General features: G+C 72.8%; 14 protein-coding genes. 11 read left to right on the top strand and 3 right to left on the bottom strand.

The annotated features are described in order from the left end of the window. Positions 1–117 precede the first annotated feature (117 nt). From M8J73_RS16735 to sucD, 5 genes are all read left to right on the top strand, one after another. Positions 118–1,353, top strand: coding sequence for a vWA domain-containing protein (locus M8J73_RS16735; RefSeq protein ID WP_372503960.1), 1,236 nt, complete (start codon positions 118–120; stop codon positions 1,351–1,353). Positions 1,354–1,606: 253 nt separating this feature from the next. Continuing rightward, positions 1,607–2,659, top strand: a complete 1,053-nt coding sequence (locus tag M8J73_RS16730; RefSeq protein ID WP_055542038.1) for a hypothetical protein — start codon at positions 1,607–1,609, stop codon at positions 2,657–2,659. Positions 2,660–2,920: 261 nt separating this feature from the next. Next, positions 2,921–5,218, top strand: coding sequence for a hypothetical protein (locus M8J73_RS16725; RefSeq protein WP_055542037.1), 2,298 nt, complete (start codon positions 2,921–2,923; stop codon positions 5,216–5,218). A 519-nt stretch (positions 5,219–5,737) separates the two neighbouring features. Then, positions 5,738–6,916: an ADP-forming succinate--CoA ligase subunit beta gene (gene sucC, locus M8J73_RS16720; protein WP_055542036.1), complete on the top strand. Its 1,179-nt coding sequence runs from the start codon at positions 5,738–5,740 to the stop codon at positions 6,914–6,916. Between the two features lie 19 nt (positions 6,917–6,935). Continuing rightward, complete coding sequence (sucD, locus tag M8J73_RS16715) at positions 6,936–7,820, top strand: succinate--CoA ligase subunit alpha (protein WP_055542035.1); 885 nt, start codon at positions 6,936–6,938, stop codon at positions 7,818–7,820. A gap of 119 nt (positions 7,821–7,939) precedes the next feature. Here the strand turns inward: sucD and M8J73_RS16710 are convergent, their stop codons facing one another. Then, a complete protein-coding gene (locus M8J73_RS16710; protein WP_249828762.1) occupies positions 7,940–9,031 on the bottom strand; it encodes an RNA polymerase sigma factor in 1,092 nt (363 codons plus the stop codon). 186 nt (positions 9,032–9,217) lie between these two features. Here M8J73_RS16710 and M8J73_RS16705 point away from each other — a divergent pair, with 186 nt between their 5' ends. After that, a complete protein-coding gene (locus M8J73_RS16705; protein WP_372503959.1) occupies positions 9,218–11,011 on the top strand; it encodes a cell division protein PerM in 1,794 nt (597 codons plus the stop codon). A 38-nt stretch (positions 11,012–11,049) separates the two neighbouring features. Here the strand turns inward: M8J73_RS16705 and M8J73_RS16700 are convergent, their stop codons facing one another. Next, a complete protein-coding gene (locus M8J73_RS16700) occupies positions 11,050–11,931 on the bottom strand; it encodes a hypothetical protein (protein WP_055541667.1) in 882 nt (293 codons plus the stop codon). A 530-nt stretch (positions 11,932–12,461) separates the two neighbouring features. On the opposite strand from M8J73_RS16700, the gene purN reads away from it, so the two are divergent. The 3 genes from purN (at position 12,462) to M8J73_RS16685 (ending at position 15,340) form a co-directional block, all read left to right on the top strand. Beyond that, on the top strand, positions 12,462–13,091 hold the full coding sequence (gene purN / locus M8J73_RS16695) for a phosphoribosylglycinamide formyltransferase (RefSeq protein WP_055541668.1): 630 nt from the start codon (positions 12,462–12,464) through the stop codon (positions 13,089–13,091). Next, a complete protein-coding gene (gene purH / locus M8J73_RS16690; RefSeq protein ID WP_249828761.1) occupies positions 13,088–14,671 on the top strand; it encodes a bifunctional phosphoribosylaminoimidazolecarboxamide formyltransferase/IMP cyclohydrolase in 1,584 nt (527 codons plus the stop codon). Before purN ends, purH begins: the two co-directional genes overlap by 4 nt. A gap of 285 nt (positions 14,672–14,956) precedes the next feature. Beyond that, complete coding sequence (locus M8J73_RS16685; protein WP_079054668.1) at positions 14,957–15,340, top strand: hypothetical protein; 384 nt, start codon at positions 14,957–14,959, stop codon at positions 15,338–15,340. A gap of 139 nt (positions 15,341–15,479) precedes the next feature. Here M8J73_RS16685 and M8J73_RS16680 read toward each other — a convergent pair whose 3' ends face one another. Next, a complete protein-coding gene (locus M8J73_RS16680; RefSeq protein WP_055537135.1) occupies positions 15,480–16,061 on the bottom strand; it encodes a hypothetical protein in 582 nt (193 codons plus the stop codon). Between the two features lie 508 nt (positions 16,062–16,569). On the opposite strand from M8J73_RS16680, the gene M8J73_RS16675 reads away from it, so the two are divergent. Both M8J73_RS16675 and M8J73_RS16670 read left to right on the top strand, forming a co-directional pair. Next, on the top strand, positions 16,570–17,424 hold the full coding sequence (locus M8J73_RS16675) for a bifunctional methylenetetrahydrofolate dehydrogenase/methenyltetrahydrofolate cyclohydrolase (protein WP_055521975.1): 855 nt from the start codon (positions 16,570–16,572) through the stop codon (positions 17,422–17,424). Between the two features lie 469 nt (positions 17,425–17,893). Next, on the top strand, positions 17,894–18,409 hold the full coding sequence (locus M8J73_RS16670) for a DUF3017 domain-containing protein (RefSeq protein ID WP_055539481.1): 516 nt from the start codon (positions 17,894–17,896) through the stop codon (positions 18,407–18,409). The last annotated feature ends 4 nt before the right edge of the window (positions 18,410–18,413 follow it).

The raw sequence follows: 18,413 nt of genomic DNA, 5'->3' as shown, positions 1-18,413 counted from the left end.
GCCGGTGATGCCGCTCTGGGCCCGGCCTCGTACGGGGGTGCGCGGATGACGGGGCAGGGGATCGCGGACGGGCCGAAGAGCGTCGCGGACGAGGTGAGGGGGGCCGCGGACGAGGTGATGGGGGCCGTGGAGGGGGCGAAGGGGCCGGTGAAGCGGACGAAGGGGGCCGTGGAGGGCGCACGGGGTTCCGTGGAGGGCGCGCGTGGGGATGCGGCCGACGAACGGTTGCGGCGTTGGCGGCTGGTGCTCGGCGGGGACTCGGCCGACGGCACCGGGTGCGCGCTCGGCGGCCGGGACGCGGCGATGGACCAGGCACTGACCGCGCTGTACGGCAAGGGGGACAAGCCGCAGACGGGGAGGGACCGTTCGGCGGGGCTCGGGGCGTCGGCGCCGTCGGTGGCGCGGTGGCTCGGGGACATCCGGACGTACTTCCCCTCCTCCGTCGTCCAGGTCATGCAGCGCGACGCGATCGACCGCCTCGGGCTGTCCACGCTGCTGCTGGAGCCGGAGATGCTGGAGGCGGTGGAGGCCGACGTCCACCTCGTCGGCACCCTGCTCTCCCTCAACAAGGCCATGCCGGAGACGACGAAGGAGACGGCGCGGGCCGTCGTGCGGAAGGTCGTCGAGGACCTGGAGAAGCGGCTCGCGACCCGCACCCGGGCCACCCTCACCGGTGCGCTCGACCGCAGCGCCCGTGTCAGCCGGCCGCGCCACCACGACATCGACTGGAACCGCACGATCGCGGCCAACCTGAAGAACTACCTGCCCGAGTACCGCACGGTCGTGCCGGAGCGGCTCATCGGGTACGGGCGGGCCTCGCAGTCGGTGAAGAAGGAGGTCATCCTCTGCATCGACCAGTCGGGGTCGATGGCGGCGTCGGTCGTCTACGCGTCCGTGTTCGGGGCGGTGCTCGCGTCGATGCGTTCCATCAGCACCCGGCTTGTCGTCTTCGACACGGCGGTCGTCGACCTCACCGACCAGCTCGACGATCCCGTCGACGTCCTCTTCGGCACCCAGCTCGGCGGCGGCACGGACATCAACCGGGCCCTCGCGTACTGCCAGTCGCAGATCACCCGGCCCGCGGAGACGGTGGTCGTGCTGATCAGCGACCTCTACGAGGGTGGGATCCGCAACGAGATGCTGAAGCGGGTGGCGGCGATGAAGGCGTCCGGGGTGCAGTTCGTGACGCTGCTCGCGCTCTCCGACGAGGGTGCGCCTGCGTACGACCGGGAGCACGCGGCGGCCCTCTCCGCCCTCGGCGCACCGGCGTTCGCCTGCACGCCCGACCTGTTCCCGGAGGTGATGGCGGCGGCGATCGAGAAGCGGCCGTTGCCGATACCGGACAGTGCCTAGACGGGGAACCGGACAGGGGAGGTGGAAAAGCGGACATGACAGTGCATCGGTGACGTGGGGCTTGCGCGACGGCGGGCGGTCCGTGCGAGGATCGGCAGCGCTTCACAGCCTTCACACGGGTGTTCGTATCTCCACCCTGTGCCCCGTAGTACCGCCGCACGGGAGGAACCTCCCCGTCTTGACTTCAGCAGCCGCACTCCCCGGTGCCGGTGCCGCCCCGCGCGTGTTGCGCGGAGCCACCGGGCGCCGTGCGGTGCGGCTGCTGCTCGTGGTCGGTGGACTGTTCGTCCTCGGGATTCTCTGCGGGGGACGCGCGAACGCGGCGGAAGGGGTGACGACTTCGGCCGAGGTCGGCATGAGCGCCCCCGATACGCGCCCTGGGGACACGGGGCCCGCCGAGACCACCGGCGCGATCGATGACGCGGTGACGTCGGCGGGCGGGCAGATCGCCGAGTCGACCACACGGGATGCGGTGCGGCCGGTCACGCCGGATGCGGTGCCGCCAGTCACGCGGGAAGTGGTGCGGCCGGTCACGCGGGAAGTGGTGCGGCCCGTCGCTCGCGAAGTGGTGCGGCCGGTCACGCGAGTTGCGGTGCGGCCCGTGGCGCAGCACGTCGTGCGGCCGGGTGGCCGGGACGTCGTGCATCCGGATCCGGTCGTTGACGAGGCCCTGCGGCCCGTCACTGAGGATGTGTTGCGGCCGGTCGGGGATGTCGTGGAGGCCGTGACCGGGGGGCTGGGGGACGAGTCGTCGTTCCCGCCGGGGGCTCAGATGCCGTCGTGGCCCGAGGGCTCCGGATGGCCGGGGGTCCCTGAGTGGCCGGACGCGCCTGAGTTGGACGTGCCTGGGCTGCCCGGGTTGCCCGGCGTGCCTGCGTGGCCCGCGTTGCCGGGGGAGACGTTGCCCGTCGAGGTGACGCCTCGGGAGCCGGGCGGGGTGTGGCCCGACGAGGCAGGCCACGATGTGGACGGCGGTCGTGAGCGGCACGCCGGTCCCGTTCGTGTCGCGCACGGACCGTTCGCCGAGGACGGTGACGTGGCCGCCGTGGCGGCGCCCCACCGTGGTGCGGGTAGGGGGGCCGAGCATGTCGGGCGAACGGTCGAGCCGCAGACCCCTGGCGGTGTACCCACGGGTGCTCTTGGTGGTCGCTCCGCGGTCGACAACGGCGGGCCGCGTCACGCCGAGCCCCACGCCGTCACTTCTCCTCACCGGGCGCCGCTGAGTCTCGCGCCCGGCGCCACCGCGGCCGATGTCGCGGACGGGACCCGGGACCGGCACCGGGACATCCCCGAGTTCCCCGGGTAGGGCAGGCCGTCCTCCCCCGCCGCACTCGTCGAGCGGGGGCGTGACAGCTCCGCCCTCCGTCCGGAACGTCCCTCCCTTGCGCGGAGGCCCGGACGAAACCCCTCGGAACCGGTACCGCGGCCCCGTCACAGCGACGGAGGCGACGACGCCGGGTGTTCAGCCGCCGGTCCCCCCTCACGGGACCGCAACGAAAGCGGCGGCACCGGTCGCGGTTCCCACCCGGTTCCCACGACTCGGAATCCCGAAGGAACTGACGCACGCATGAACAAGAACATCCGCCGCTCCATCGTCATAGCCGCCGGTGTCACCGGCGCCTGGGCGCTCGGCTCCACCGCCGCCGGCGCGGACGAACTGCACACGTCGACGCTCACCGTGCCCGACGTGAGCGTGGACACCGCCGACACGGACGCCGCCGACAGCAGCTCCGGCGGCACGGTCACGGACACTCTGGGCACGGTCACCGGCACAGTGGACGGCGCCCTCTCCGGGGCCACCGGCGCCGTCTCGGACGTCACCTCGTCCGACGAGGTCAGCGGCGTGACCGGGACGGTCGCCGACACCACGGCCGGCGTGAAGCCCCAGGCAGGCGACAAGGCGGGGGCCGTCACCGGCCACCTCTCCGCGCAGGCGGAGAGGACCGCCGCCGTCACGCACGTTGCGCCCGCCGGGGCCGCAGACCAGGCGCGCCGCTACGTCGACGGCGCGGTCCCGCACACCGCGGGCAAGGCTTCGGGCCGCGTCGCAGCGACCACCGCGACCGCGGAGTCCGGCGTCGGCACCGCTCGGGCCACCACCGCCGACCTCCACCACCCCGGCGACGAGATCGACTACCTCTTCGGTCCGCTCGCCGCCTTCGCCCCCGAACTGGAGCAGGCGCTCGCCGCCGCTCAGACCCGGCTCCAGGGCAGCACCGGCCTCACCGGCAACGTCGCCCGTGGCACGGCACGGCAGAAGGTGGTTGCCGTGACCACCGGCGCGGACCGTACGGCGGCCGCCGCCCGCACCACGGCCCACGGCACCGCCGACGGCGCCCGGACCCGCCTCACGGCGCCGATCGGCCACGCCCAGTCGCAGGTCACCGCCACCACGAACGCCGCCCAGTCCGCGGTCGCCGCGGTCCCGGCCCACATCACGGGCAGGGTCGGAGCCGTCCGCACGACGGTGGTCGGCACGGTCGCGGGTGCCCGTGGCACCGCCACCGGAACCGTCGAGGGCGTCCCCGCAGCCGTCACCCACACGGTCACCCCGGTCGTCGACGAGACGGTCACCGCCGTCACGCCCCCGGTCGTCGGTACCGCCGTCGACGGTGTGACCCCGGTGGCGGGCCGCGCCGCCGACGACGTCACGACGCTGACCGGCACGACCACCACCCACGCCACGGCCGTGGCGCACGGCACGGTCGCCGACACCACGAACCTGGCGCACGGCACGGTCGCCCACGCCACCGCCGTGGCGCGGGGAACCCTCGCCGATACCGGCGCACTCGCCGACCAGGCGCTGGCCGGTGCCCACGGGCTCGGGCACGGGGTCGCGGGTGACGGGTCCGCGCTCGCCGGGCATGTCGTGTCCGACGTACCGCCGTACGCGTCCGGTGTCGCCGCGTACGCCGTCGACGGCACGACCGACGCGGTGCTTCCGCCGGTCGTGGGCACCGCCGTGGACGGTGTGCTGCCCGTCGCCGGGCAGGCGGTCCGGGATGCCGGCGGGGTGGCGTACGGGGTCGCCGGGGACGTGACGCCGTTCGCGGAGGGTGTCGTCGGCGGGGCGGTTCCGCTGGCGACGGGCCTGGTCGGGGAGCAGATCGCACCCTTCGCGGAGCAGGTGGTCACGCACGACGCGGCCACCTTCGCGAAGCAGCAGGTCATCGACAGCGCGGCTGTCTTCGCCGGGCGGCTGGTCACCGAGGACGCGGCGCCGTTCGCGGGTCAGCTGGTCGCGGAGGAGGCCAGGCCGTTCGTGGACGGCACGGTCGACGCCGCGTACCCGTTCGCCGAGGGCACGGTCGACGCCACGCATCCGTTCGCCGAGGGCACGGTCGGCGCCGCGCAGCGTTTCGCGGACGGCACGGTCGGCGCCGTACAGCCGGTCGCGGACGCGGTCGTCGGCTTCGTCCGCCCCGTGGGCGACGGTGTCGCCGGGAGCGCGACCGGCCTGGCCGGCGGTGTGGCGGGCGACGCCACGCCCTTCGTGTACGGCGTCGCGCATGACGCCACTCCCGTCGCGTACGGCGCCGCGCACGACGTCACCCCCCTCGCGTCCGGCGTCGCACATGACGTCACCCCCTTCGCGTACGGCGTCACGGACGACGTGACGCCCTTCGCGCACGGCGTGACCGACGGTGTCGCACCCTTCGCGTCCGGCGTCGCACATGACGTCAGCCCCTTCGCGCACGGTGTCGCGGGTGAGGTCGGTCCGGTCGCCGGGCAGGTCGCCCCGTTCGCCGAGGACGTCACCGGGACCGTCCGGGCGACCGGCACGCCGCTCGCCGGCAACGCCGTCACCGGCGTCGAGGCCCTCGCCGACTCGACGGCGCCGGGCTACATCCCGCGCGGCCTGTGACCGTGCCCCGTGCATCGTGCCGTTCGGCCGGTGCGCGGGAGGGCCGGGTGAACGCGTCCGGCCCGTAGCGCTGCTCCAGTGCTGCTCTCCGCCGGTGGAGTCCCGGACGGCCGAAAGCCGTCGGTCGGGTTCGGGTGGATACCGGCGGAGAGGAGCGGGTGGTCCTCATAGGGGAGACGATCACCCGCCGCGCGGGCCCTTCCCCGAGTCGAGGAAGGGCCCGGAAAGGGGCCTCACCGGGCGTACCCCAGCCCGGTGAGGCCCCGCGATCCGGGGCACATGCGGCTCACATCCGGCACGCCGTGCCAGTGAGCGCGGCATCATGTGACAGGTATCACCGCTCAGGTGTGACGCGCGATTTAGAGGGCTCCCGGAAGCAGAGATAACCTGCGAGACGGACATGCCGCGCGCTCGGACACCGTGTGCGCCTCCCTTGTGACTCTCGGCGGACGTCACGTTGCCCTTCGCGGCACGCCCACGCATCCAACGAACCGCGATCACTGATAGGGACGGAAGCGCGTGGACCTGTTCGAGTACCAGGCGAGGGACCTCTTCGCCAAGCACGGTGTACCGGTGCTGGCCGGTGAAGTCATCGACACGCCTGAGGCGGCGCGCGAGATCACCGAGCGGCTGGGCGGCAAGTCGGTCGTCAAGGCTCAGGTGAAGGTCGGTGGTCGAGGCAAGGCCGGCGGCGTGAAGCTCGCCGCCACCCCGGACGAGGCCGTCGCCCGTTCGACGGACATCCTCGGCATGGACATCAAGGGCCACACGGTCCACAAGGTCATGATCGCCGAGACCGCCCCGGAGATCGTCGAGGAGTACTACGTCTCCTTCCTCCTCGACCGCACCAACCGCACCTTCCTCTCCATCGCCTCCGTCGAGGGCGGCATGGAGATCGAGGAGGTGGCGGTCACCCGCCCCGAGGCCGTCGCCAAGACCCCGATCGACGCCAACGAGGGTGTGACCCCCGAGGTCGCCCGCCGGATCGTCGCGGACGCGAAGTTCCCGGCCGAGGTCGCCGACAAGGTCGCCGACATCCTCGTCACCCTGTGGAAGACCTTCGTCGCCGAGGACGCGCTCCTCGTCGAGGTCAACCCGCTGGCGAAGGTCGCCTCCGGCGATGTCATCGCCCTCGACGGCAAGGTCTCCCTGGACGAGAACGCCGAGTTCCGCCAGCCCTCGCACGAGGAGCTCCAGGACAAGGCGTCGGCCAACCCGCTGGAGGCCGCGGCCAAGGAGAAGGGCCTCAATTACGTCAAGCTCGACGGCGAGGTCGGCATCATCGGCAACGGCGCGGGTCTCGTCATGAGCACCCTGGACGTCGTCGCGTACGCCGGTGAGAACCACGGTGGCGTCAAGCCCGCCAACTTCCTCGACATCGGCGGTGGCGCCTCCGCCGCCGTCATGGCGAACGGCCTGGAGATCATCCTCGGCGACCCGGACGTCAAGTCCGTCTTCGTCAACGTCTTCGGCGGCATCACCGCGTGCGACGAGGTCGCCAACGGCATCGTGCAGGCGCTGCAGCTCCTGAAGGACAAGGGCGAGGAAGTCACCAAGCCCCTCGTCGTCCGTCTCGACGGCAACAACGCCGAGCTGGGTCGCAAGATCCTCTCCGACGCCAACCACCCGCTGGTCCAGCGCGTGGACACCATGGACGGCGCGGCCGACAAGGCCGCCGAGCTCGCGGCTGCGAAGTAAGGGACGAGGACACACAGCCATGGCTATCTTCCTCAACAAGGACAGCAAGGTCATCGTCCAGGGCATGACCGGTGCCACGGGCATGAAGCACACCAAGCTCATGCTGGCCGACGGCACGAACATCGTCGGTGGCGTGAACCCCCGCAAGGCGGGCACGAGCGTCGATGTCGACGGCACCGAGATCCCGGTCTTCGGCACCGTCGCCGAGGCGATCGAGAAGACGGGCGCGAACGTATCCGTCCTCTTCGTGCCGCCGGCCTTCGCCAAGGCCGCCGTCGTCGAGGCCATCGACGCGGAGATCCCCCTCGCGGTCGTCATCACCGAGGGCATCGCGGTGCACGACTCCGCCGCGTTCTACGCGTACGCGGTCGAGAAGGGCAACAAGACCCGCATCATCGGTCCCAACTGCCCCGGTCTGATCACCCCCGGTCAGTCGAACGCCGGCATCATCCCCGGTGACATCACCAAGCCGGGCCGCATCGGTCTCGTCTCGAAGTCCGGCACGCTGACGTACCAGATGATGTACGAGCTCCGTGACATCGGCTTCTCGTCGGCCGTCGGCATCGGTGGCGACCCGGTCATCGGCACCACGCACATCGACGCGCTCGCCGCGTTCGAGGCCGACCCCGACACCGACCTCATCGTGATGATCGGTGAGATCGGTGGCGACGCCGAGGAGCGTGCCGCCGACTTCATCAAGGCGAACGTGAAGAAGCCGGTCGTCGGCTACGTCGCGGGCTTCACCGCGCCCGAGGGCAAGACCATGGGCCACGCCGGCGCCATCGTCTCCGGTTCCTCCGGTACGGCCGCCGCGAAGAAGGAGGCCCTCGAGGCCGCCGGCGTCAAGGTCGGCAAGACCCCGACCGAGACGGCCAAGCTGGCGCGCGAGATCCTCGGCGGCTGAACGCTGAGTGCTTGAGTGCTGAGTGCTGAGCACTCGCTCCGGCTGAACGTCGAGCGGGCCCGTACCCCACCGTGGGGTACGGGCCCGTCGCGTTGTCCACGACCGACTCGGGGCCGGCCTCACCTGGCCTCCGGGTGCAGGCGTTCGGGCCCCGCGGCCGTCGCCGCTCTGAGCTTGGACCGCAGCTTGAGCTGTTTGTGGGAGAGGGGGCCTGGGACCACCTGAGGGGGGACGCCGCTCACGGGGTCGCCCGGGGGGACCGGGGGTTCGTAGTGGTCGGGGGCCGTGCGGAGGGTCAGGGCGGTGGTGGTGAGGAGCACGCTGGCGAAGACGACGGCGGCGTGGATCCAGCGCCGGGCCCGCAGATCGGCCCTGGTGCGCAGGACGATCGGCAGTGTGGGCCGGGGTCGGACGTCCGCCGCCAGCTCATTCAGCAGCCGATGCAGTTCCTCGGGCGTCGTCGGTTCCGGGAGGTACGCGGTGACGACCGCGCGCGCGTACTGCACACGTCCCGCCGTCGCCGGGGTGCTCGCCTCCGTCTCGGCGGCCGTTTCCGGCAGGTCCAGGCCCACACCGTCGTAGAGGACGAGGGCGCGCCGGTACGGGGGCCGCAGTCTCTGGAGTTCGGCGAGAAGGGCGCGACCGGTCGGATCCGTCGGCGCCGACGTGGGTGCCGGCCCCGGCCCCGGCTCCGGCTCCGGCTCCGGCTCCGACTCCGGGCCGCGGAAGGGGACGGGGAGGCGGTGACGCAGCCGGTGCCAGGGCGAGAGGGCGCAGTCGTGGGCCACCGCCCGCAGCCACCCGGCCGGGTCCCGGTCCACGGCCACCTCCGGCCAACGCTGCCAAGCCTGCTGAAAGGCCCGCTCGACCGCGTCGCGGGCCTGCCGAAGACTCCCGGTGAGCAGATACGTCTGCTGTACGAGGGTGGGGGCGCAGTACGAGTAGAGGGCGTCGAAAGCCTGTGCGGGCGTCAGCGGCGGGGGCGCGAGCGCCGGATCGGCGGCGGCCTCGGCGTCCGTGGAGAGCGGCTGCTGATACCACTCGACCTCACCGGCGGAGCCGGCGTCACACCCGGTCTCACCCGCGGTCTCACCCGCGACGCCGGCGTCACCCGCGGTCTCACCCGCGACGCCGGCGTCACTCGCGGTCTCACTCGCGACGCCGGCGGCACACGTGGCTTCGGCTTCGGTGGGCGCCTGCGTCTCGGTCATCGGTGGCACTCGCGTGGTGCGGAACCCTGCCGGAAACCCTGGCGGGCCGCCCTCGCCCTCCCTGGCCTCCGCTGCATAGGGAGAACCGTTCCGCGTACGAGCAAGCACATAAGCACATAGTGGGCGACACGTGCGCGAATCCCCTGTTACCCGGGTAAAGCGCGTGTCGTTGGGAGCATGGCGGACGTGACGCACGTGACCGACCCGAACGACCCGTCCACCCCCTCGGACCACCCCTCCCCACACGGCCGGTCGGCGCCGCCCCCGCCCTCCCCGGCCGGCCCGCCGCCGCTGTCCGCGCTGTCGCCGTCGCTCGGCCGGACCCGCCGCCGGTCGTCCGAACTCGTCACCGGGATGCTGGGCGGAATCCTCGCGGCGGGGCTCGGCCTCGGGGCGTTCGCGGCGCTGGTGATGGTGCTGTGGATCAGCTCGCCGTATCCGGACAGCGGGCCCGGCGGGGCCCTGCACGTGGCGGCGGCCCTGTGGCTGCTGTCCCACGGCGTGGAACTGATCCGGACGGACACGCTCTCCGGCGACCCCGCCCCCGTCGGGCTCGTCCCGCTCCTGCTGCTCGCCCTGCCGCTGGTCCTGCTGCACCGCTCCGCCCGCGACCATGCGGGGGACGGCGTCGGTGCCGCCGCGCGTGCGACCTGGGCCGGGCTCGTCGCGGGCTACACGGCCGTCGGCGGGGTGGTCACGCTGTACGCGTCGGGTGGTGCGCTGCGGCCCTCGTGGTGGTGGGCGGTGGTGTGCGTACCGGCGCTGGCGGCGCTCGCGGCGGGCACAGGGGTGTGGGCGGCACACGGGCGCCCCCTGCTGCCCCTGCCCGCGCCCCTCGGTGGCGCGCTGGAGACGGAAGGCCGACGGCAGGTGCTGGCCGCCGCAGGGAGGGCCGCCGGAGCCGGGGCGCTGGCGCTGGTCGGCGGCGGGGCGCTGCTCGTCGCGGTGTCCCTGGTGGGGCACGGTGACGCGGTCCGCGCGTCGTTCCCGCAGCTCACGGAGGGTTGGTCGGGTCGTTTCGCCGTACTGATGCTCTGTGCGGCCCTGCTGCCGAACGCGGCGGTGTGGGCGGCGGCCTATGCGCTGGGCCCCGGGTTCGTCCTGGGCGCCGGGTACGTCGTGGCGCCCCTGTCGGCGACGGCGCCGACCGCTCTGCTGCCGCCGTTCCCGTTGCTGGCGGCGGTGCCGACGGGCGGTACGGCGCTGACCTGGGCGGTGGGGGTGGTGCCGCTGGCCGCCGGGGCGACCGTGGGGTGGTTCACGGGGGCGCGAGCCGCGGCCGAACGGGGCGCTCCGTGGTCCGTGCGCCGTACCGCGGCTGCCGCCCTCGTCGCCGCCGCCCTGTGCGCCGTTGCCGTAGCCCTGCTGACCGTCCTCGCCAGCGGCCCCCTCGGAGTGGCCGCGCTCAGCCACGTCGGCCCCCTCTGGTGGCAGACCGGCGGAGCGGCCGGCGCCTGGGTGGCCACCGTCGCCCTGCCCGTCGCCCTCTCGTCACGCGGGTGGCGCGCCCGCGCACACGGGAAGCCCTCGGGCGTGGACGGGGATGCGGGCCCGGTCATGACGACCGTGCGGCGGCCCGCTGCGGAAGGTCGCGTGGCGGAGCGGACCGGAAGGACCGGAAGGAGAGGTGGTCTGTTCCGGCGCAAGGAGGTACGTGCGGAGGCGGCGCGGTCGATGAGGAGGCCGGGCGGGGCGGAGCGGAAGCGAGGGGTGGTGGATGCGGGGCCGGGTTCGGCGGTGCCGGCCGTGTTTCCGCGGGAGTTGGAGGCGGCGTTGGACGCGGCGGCACCGCGGGAGCGCTTCGCGGACCTGCCGTTGGCCGCCCTGGTCTCCACGGCCGAGGCTCACCCGGACCGCGCTTCGGACCGGCCCCTCCACGAAGGGGGTGCCGGGGACCGTACCGAGGTGTCGGATCACCCGGACCGACCTCTCGGCCCCGGCGAGCCGACGACGGCGAAGGCACCCGACCAAGCCTCCTGATCCCCGCCCTCACCGCCGTTCGCCCCGCTGTCCACCGCCTACTGCTGCGCGCTGCCCAGCATGTCCCGTACCGGGCCCTCCGGGAGGAGCTCCTTGCAGGACTTCTCGGAGGCTGTGGTGAGGGCGTCGTTCACGCAGGTGTAGTAGTCCCGGTACACGAACTGGGTCGTGAACGTGGCGATCACGACGGTCAGGGCGAGGGAGGCCGTCACGAGGCCGCTGATGGCCGCCGTCCGCTGGGGGCGGCCGCTCACCTCGGGGCGGGCCGGAGCGTCGGGGTCCGGCGTCCGCGGCTTGGCGCGCAAGGCGCTGATCGCCCAGTACAGGGCCAGCGAGCCGAGCAGCAGAGCCACGTACGGCCAGGCGAAGAGGGCGAAGAAGAAGGCCCACATCCCGGAGAGCAGCGCGTACCGCGCGCGACGCTGGGCGGGGTCCGTCGGGTCCCAGCGCATTCCGGCGCCCGGACCGCCCTCCTGGCCCTGACCCGGACCGCCGGGACCACCGGGACCGCCCTGGCCCTGCCCACCGGGACGTTCACCGAAATGCCCACCGGTGGAGCGGCCGGGCTGCCGGTCGCTCCACTGACTGCCCCACGGCGAGTGACCACCCCCGCCGTGACCCCCGCCGTGACCGCCGTCGGAACCCTGGCCGCCCGCGGGCCGCCGAGGCTGCCACGGCCGATCGGGCGCACCCTCCGGAGGCGGCGCGAACGGATTGTCCTCGGAGGAACCGGAGGAACCGGAGGAACCGGAGGAACCGGAGGAACCTGAGGAGCCCGCGGATCCGGAGGAACCACCGGACCCAGACGACCCCGGCTGCCCGGGCCGCTCGGCGGCGTCCTCGCTCTCGCGCGGAGGCGTGGGAGAGGAGCTCCGCTCGCGCAGCAGGAGCGAAGGAAGGCGGAGGCTGCGGTCCGGCATCAGGAGTGCGTCTTCCCCTTGGTGATACGGCTGTCGGTACGGCTGTCGGTACGGCTGGCGGATCGACTGTCGAGCGGCAGTCGGATCGGCAGCCGCGTCGGTTGTCGATTCGGCGGTGATACGGCGGTGGACCCAGCGGTGAACAGGTCAATGTCGGCGGCGTCGGCGGCGTCGGCTGAACACGGTGCTGAGCGTGTCGGGTCCGGCGGTGGACTCGGCTGGTACGGCATGAGCTGTCACTTCGTGAACGCCCCGCGCACCGGCCGCGTTCCCGACCGCCTTCCCGGGCCCGCTCCTCGCAGACGCTACCTTCCGGCCACGCCCCCGTCCCACGGGGGCCGCCGGGTGTGCCGGTATCGTTGCTGCCGGTCGGCCGGTTCGTAGACTTCCCCGTATGGGGGGACGTAAAGCATTCGTATGAATGTACAAGTACGGTCCCGGCGGGCCGGATCGCTCCGCATGACCGTGGAGCGGCCCCCAGGAGCCCGTGCGCACCCGCACGGGACCAGAACCGCAGAAAGGGTCCCACCGTGGCCGCCAAGCCCGTGGCCAAGCGCCTCGTCGTGCTGGTATCCGGATCCGGCACCAACCTCCAGGCGCTGCTCGACGCCATCGCCGAGACCGGCGTCGAGGCCTACGGCGCCGAGATCGTGGCCGTCGGGGCCGACCGCGGCGGCATCGAAGGGCTCGCCCGGGCCGAGCGCGCCGGGCTGCCGACGTTCGTCTGCCGCGTCAAGGACCACGGCACCCGTGAGGAGTGGGACGCGGCGCTCGCCGAGGCCGTCGCCGCGTACGAGCCGGATCTGGTCGTCTCCGCAGGGTTCATGAAGATCGTGGGCAAGGAGTTCCTCGCCCGGTTCGGCGGGCGGTTCGTGAACACGCACCCCGCCCTCCTGCCCAGTTTTCCCGGAGCCCACGGTGTGCGTGACGCGCTCGCGTACGGCGCCAGGGTCACCGGTTGCACCGTCCACTTCGTCGACGACGGCGTCGACACCGGACCGATCATCGCCCAGGGCGTGGTGGAGGTCCGGGACGAGGACGACGAGAGCGCTCTGCACGAGCGCATCAAGGAAGTCGAGCGAAGGCTGCTCGTCGATGTCGTGGGGCGGCTCGCCCGCAACGGCTATCGCATTGAGGGACGAAAGGTAGTTATCCAGTGACCGCCGACAGCACTGTCACGGCCGAGAGCGGCAGGCGGGCCATCCGTCGCGCGCTCGTCAGCGTCTACGACAAGACCGGGCTCGAGGAGCTCGCCCGTGGCCTGCACGAGGCGGGCGTGGAGCTCGTCTCCACCGGGTCGACCGCCGGGCGCATCGCCGGCGCCGGTGTCCCCGTCACCAAGGTCGAGGAGCTGACCGGCTTCCCCGAGTGCCTGGACGGCCGCGTCAAGACGCTGCACCCCAAGGTGCACGCGGGCATCCTCGCCGACCTCCGTCTGGAGGACCACCGGCGCCAGCTCGCCGAGCTGGGCGTGGAGCCGTTCGACCTGGTCGTCGTGAACCTGTACCCGTTCCGCGAGACCGTCGCCTCCGGCGCCACCCCGGACGAGTGCGTGGAGCAGATCGACATCGGCGGCCCGTCGATGGTGCGCGCGGCCGCCAAGAACCACCCGTCGGTCGCGGTGGTCACCAGCCCCGCCCGGTACGCGGACGTCCTGACGGCCGTCAAGGACGGCGGCTTCGACCTCGCCGCCCGCAAGCGGCTGGCCGCCGAGGCGTTCCGCCACACCGCCGAGTACGACATCGCCGTCTCCTCCTGGTTCGCCTCGGCCTACGCGCCCGCCGACGACTCGCCGTTCCCCGAGTTCATCGCCGCGGCCCTGGAGCGCAAGAGCACCCTGCGCTACGGCGAGAACCCGCACCAGCCCGCGGCCCTCTACGTCGACGGCACCGGCAGCGGTCTCGCCGAGGCCGAGCAGCTGCACGGCAAGGAGATGTCGTACAACAACTACACGGACACGGACGCCGCCCGCCGTGCCGCGTACGACCACGACGAGCCCTGCGTCGCGATCATCAAGCACGCCAACCCCTGTGGCATCGCGATCGGCGCGGACGTCGCCGAGGCGCACCGCAAGGCGCACGCCTGCGACCCGCTGTCCGCGTTCGGAGGCGTCATCGCCGTCAACCGGCCGGTGAGCAAGGAAATGGCCGAGCAGGTCGCCGAGATCTTCACCGAGGTCATCGTCGCGCCGGACTACGAGGAGGGCGCCCTCGACGCCCTCGCCAAGAAGAAGAACATCCGCGTGCTGAAGGCCCCGGCCGCGCCCTCCCACCCCGCCGAGGTCAAGCCGATCGACGGCGGTGCCCTCCTCCAGGTGACGGACCGGCTCCAGGCCGACGGCGACGACCCGGCGAACTGGACGCTCGCGACCGGCGAGGCCCTCTCCGCCGAGGAACTGGCGGAGCTGGCCTTCGCGTGGCGGGCCTGCCGCGCGGTCAAGTCCAACGCGATCCTCCTCGCCAAGGACGGCGCCTCGGTCGGCGTCGGCATGGGCCAGGTCAACCGTGTGGACTCCGCGAAGCTCGCCGTCGAGCGGGCCGGCGCCGAGCGGGCACAGGGCTCGTACGCCGCCTCCGACGCCTTCTTCCCGTTCCCGGACGGGCTGGAGATCCTCACCGAGGCCGGCGTCAAGGCCGTCGTGCAGCCCGGCGGCTCGGTCCGCGACGAACTGGTCGTCGAGGCCGCGCAGAAGGCGGGCGTCACCATGTACTTCACGGGGACGCGGCACTTCTTCCACTGACACGGACACTGACCCGGACACGGACCGCCGGACGGCGGAGCAGAAGGGGCGCGCCGCTCGACGCGGCGCGCCCCCGCGCGTTCTCGGACTCGCCTGTTCTCGGACCCGCCTGTTCTCGGACTCGCCCGTTCTCGGCCCCGCCCGTCCTTGGTCCCGGTGCGGCCGGTGCCGCCGGTGCGCACGAGGCGGGGCATGAGGAATGGCCGATACCCCGGTACAGAGGCGCCCGTTCCGCTGCGAGGCTCGAGAGGTCAGCCCACTCGCACGGGTCTCAGGGGGTTTCTCATGCGCAACAGGTCGGGCCGGATACGTCGGACAGCGGCCGTCGGCGGAGTGCTCGCCGTCGTCCTCGGTACGGGGATGACCGGCGTGGCGACCGCCACCGACACCGCCGCCGCGGGGAGCACGGCCGCCGTGCCCTGTCCCCGGGGGTTCGTCTGCATGTCCGAGGTGCCGAACGGCGCGGGCCGCACCTACCGGCTGGCGCAGGGATCGAGCGTCTTCTTCGCCTCTCCCGTGGCGGTCGGCGAGGTCACCAACAGCACGACCGTCGACTACTGCGTGACCGGTACTCCCAGCCATGTGCTCCGCCCCGGCCAGACCCGGACGGGACCGAACCAGGTGCGCTCACTCTCACCTCGCCCGACCGACGGGGCCTGCCCGTTCTGACCGCCGGGAAGCCGCAGCCGTACGTCTGGCGGTGTCTCCGGTGTCTCCGGTGTCTCCGGTCTCCGGTGTCCCGTGTCTCCGGAAGCGCCGAAGGGCCGTACCCCTCGGACGGGGTACGGCCCTTCGTGGGCTCGGCGGCTCAGTAGCGCGGGCGGTTGAACCACGCCTTGCCGTTGGCGTTGCCGGCGAAGACGGCTATCAGGATGCCCAGCACCAGGTGGACCAGACCGATCAGGAAGAACGGGTAGATGCTCAGGACGGCGGTGATGATGCCGAAGACCAGCGCGGCGACGCGTACGCCGTTGCCGCCGCTCTTGAACTTCACCGCGAGCATGATCGCGTAGACGAGCCAGCCCACGGCGAACACGGAGATCGCCCACATCATGCCGACCGGGACGTTACCGAGCGCGTCCTTCAGCGCCGGGTCCTCGGCGCTGTCGCTCGCCGCGCTGATGGCCACCGCGCCGATCGCGTACAGCAGTATGCCGATCACCTGGAGACCGGCGATGACCCAGAGCATCACACGGGCCGCGCTGACCGTGCTGGGCATGGTGGTGGGCGCGCCGCCCGGGTACCCGCCGCCGTACCCCTGCGAGACCGGCGGGGCGGTCGGGTAGCCGTAGCCGGGCTGCTGGGGCTGGTTCTGCTGCGGGTAGCCGTAGCCCGGGGACGGCTGCTGCTGGGGCTGGCCGTAGGGGTTGTTCGGGTCACCGAAGCTCATGGCGGGTCTCCTCCGTTGCCTTGTGCGGGGACGCGCGGCACGGGTCGGAGGAATGCCCTGCTCTGTTGTGGTCACGCCCCCCGGCAGTGCCCGCGGCACTGTGCCCCAATCGTTTTATATGCCCGCTCGGATGTCCAGCCGGATTCCGGGGACGTTGTGCAAGTGCAACACATCCGATCTTGTCGGACAGGGGGTGGCGGGGCGGTCGGGGCATGGCGGGACGCCCTCGCCGAGGGCTTCCGCTGGAGCGTGTGCGGGCCCTCCGCGAACCCCCCTCGCGCCCCCCGCGAATCCTCTGCGAACGCCTGCGCTTCGTCGGCCGATCGATCAGTTGATCGAGCGGTCGACCGATCATCCGATCAGTCGGCTGACCTGGCGACGGACCGGCGGCTGACAAGGCGGCGGAACGGCGACGGACCGGCGGCGTACCAGGCGGCGGACCGGCCGTGGGTGTCCGAGGGGCGGCCGGATTGGAACCGGGAGCCCGTCATCCGCGAAGATTGGGCCCATGACCGCCCAGATTCTCGATGGCAAGGCCACCGCAGCCGCGATCAAGTCCGATCTGACCGCCCGCGTGGCGGCGCTGAAGGAGAAGGGCGTCACGCCCGGCCTCGGCACGATCCTCGTCGGGGAAGACCCCGGCAGCCAGAAGTACGTCGCCGGCAAGCACCGCGACTGCGCGCAGGTCGGCATCGCCTCCATCCAGCGCGAACTGCCCGCGACCGCCACCCAGGAAGAGATCGAGGCGGTGGTGCGGGAGCTCAACGAGGACCCCGCCTGCACCGGCTACATCGTCCAGCTGCCCCTTCCCCGGGGCATCGACGAGAACCGCATCCTCGAACTGATGGACCCCGACAAGGACGCCGACGGCCTCCACCCGATGAACCTCGGGCGCCTCGTCCTGAACGAGCCCGCCCCGCTGCCCTGCACCCCGAACGGCATCCTCACCCTGCTCCGCCACTACGGCGTGGAGATCAAGGGCGCCGAGGTCGTGGTCGTCGGCCGTGGTGTGACCATCGGTCGCCCGATGCCGCTGCTGCTGACCCGGCGCAGCGAGAACGCGACGGTCACGCAGTGCCACACCGGTACGCGTGATCTGGCCGCCCACCTCAAGCGCGCCGACATCATCGTCGCCGCCGCCGGCTCCGCGCACCTGGTCCGCCCCGAGGACGTGAAGCCGGGCGCCGCCGTTCTCGACGTCGGTGTCTCCCGCTCCGCCGAGGGCAAGATCGTCGGCGATGTGCACCCCGGTGTCGCCGAGGTCGCCGGCTGGATCTCCCCCAACCCCGGCGGCGTCGGCCCCATGACCCGGGCCCAGCTGCTCGTCAACGTGGTCGAGGCGGCGGAGCGCAGTGCCGGCTGACGACAAGGCGTCGGGAAAGGCCGAGGTCCGGGGAACGCCCCGGGCATCGGCGAAGCCGAGCACGCCACGGACTCCGACCGGGTCGGGGACACCGGGTGCGTCGAGCACGCCGGGTACGCCGGATGCACCGGGTACGTCGGGGAAGCCGGGCGGGTCGGCGACACCGGGTAGGCCGCAGGCGCGGGCCGATGCGAGTGCGTCGGCCAAGTCGAGTGCGTCAGCCGGGGCGGGCGCCTCGGTCGAGCCGGGTGCATCAGGCGAGTCGCGGAGTGCGTCGGTGAAGTCGGACGCGACCAAGACGCCGGGCTCGTCCCGAGGGACGGGTAGGTCTGAGCGCCCGGGCGCGCCCGCGGAGTCGGGCAGGCCCGCGGCCTCGGGTGCGTCCGGGGAGTCGGGCGAGGCCGTGACGTCGGGTGCGTCCGCTGAATCGGGCCGGGCCGTGGCGTCGGGTGTGGCGGAGAGGGTGGAGATGTCGGGGCGCGTGAGGGAGACGGAGAAGCAGGGGGCGGCGGTGACGGGTGGCACGCCGGACGAGATCGAGGTGCGGGATCCCATCAGCGCGCCCGACGCCGACGGCAAGCCCGTCCGGGTCACCCGGCGCTTCCCGATGTTCACCCGGGACACCGCCCGGCCCGAGGGCGGCGGCAGGGCCGCCCCCCGGAACGCGCCCGCGCCCGCCCGGCAGTGGCCGATCCTCGCCGTGCTCTGCACCGTGGGCCTCGGCCTGCTGCTCACCGCGTTCGACGCGTTCCGGCTCGGCACGATCCTGATCGGGTCCGCGCTGCTCGCCGGGGCGCTGCTGCGCTGGCTGGTCCCGGACGTCGGCATGCTCGCCGTCCGCTCCCGCTTCACCGACATGGTCACCTACATTGCGCTGGGCTCCGCCATCGTGCTCCTCGCGCTGATGGCACAGCCGAAGCCGCTGCTGGAGATCCCCTTCCTCAAGGACACCCTGCACTTCACCGTCGGCGACGAGACCGGCTGACGGA

It is taken from the genome of Streptomyces neyagawaensis, from assembly GCF_023516595.1.
In the GTDB taxonomy this organism is placed as follows: Bacteria; Actinomycetota; Actinomycetes; order Streptomycetales; family Streptomycetaceae; genus Streptomyces; species Streptomyces neyagawaensis.
The sequence above is the reverse complement of the archived record's forward strand: the minus strand, read 5'-3'. Positions and strand labels throughout refer to the sequence as shown.

Bases quoted from the DNA above. Each gene is read 5' to 3' on its own strand.
- M8J73_RS16685 (WP_079054668.1), top strand. From the start codon at position 14,957: ATGCGCAACAGGTCGGGCCGGATACGTCGGACAGCGGCCGTCGGCGGA.
- M8J73_RS16700 (WP_055541667.1), bottom strand. From the start codon at position 11,931: ATGCCGGACCGCAGCCTCCGCCTTCCTTCGCTCCTGCTGCGCGAGCGG.
- M8J73_RS16725 (WP_055542037.1), top strand. From the start codon at position 2,921: ATGAACAAGAACATCCGCCGCTCCATCGTCATAGCCGCCGGTGTCACC.
- M8J73_RS16680 (WP_055537135.1), bottom strand. From the start codon at position 16,061: ATGAGCTTCGGTGACCCGAACAACCCCTACGGCCAGCCCCAGCAGCAG.
- M8J73_RS16670 (WP_055539481.1), top strand. From the start codon at position 17,894: ATGTCGGGGCGCGTGAGGGAGACGGAGAAGCAGGGGGCGGCGGTGACG.
- sucD (WP_055542035.1), top strand. From the start codon at position 6,936: ATGGCTATCTTCCTCAACAAGGACAGCAAGGTCATCGTCCAGGGCATG.
- M8J73_RS16710 (WP_249828762.1), bottom strand. From the start codon at position 9,031: ATGACCGAGACGCAGGCGCCCACCGAAGCCGAAGCCACGTGTGCCGCC.
- M8J73_RS16735 (WP_372503960.1), top strand. From the start codon at position 118: ATGGGGGCCGTGGAGGGGGCGAAGGGGCCGGTGAAGCGGACGAAGGGG.
- M8J73_RS16675 (WP_055521975.1), top strand. From the start codon at position 16,570: ATGACCGCCCAGATTCTCGATGGCAAGGCCACCGCAGCCGCGATCAAG.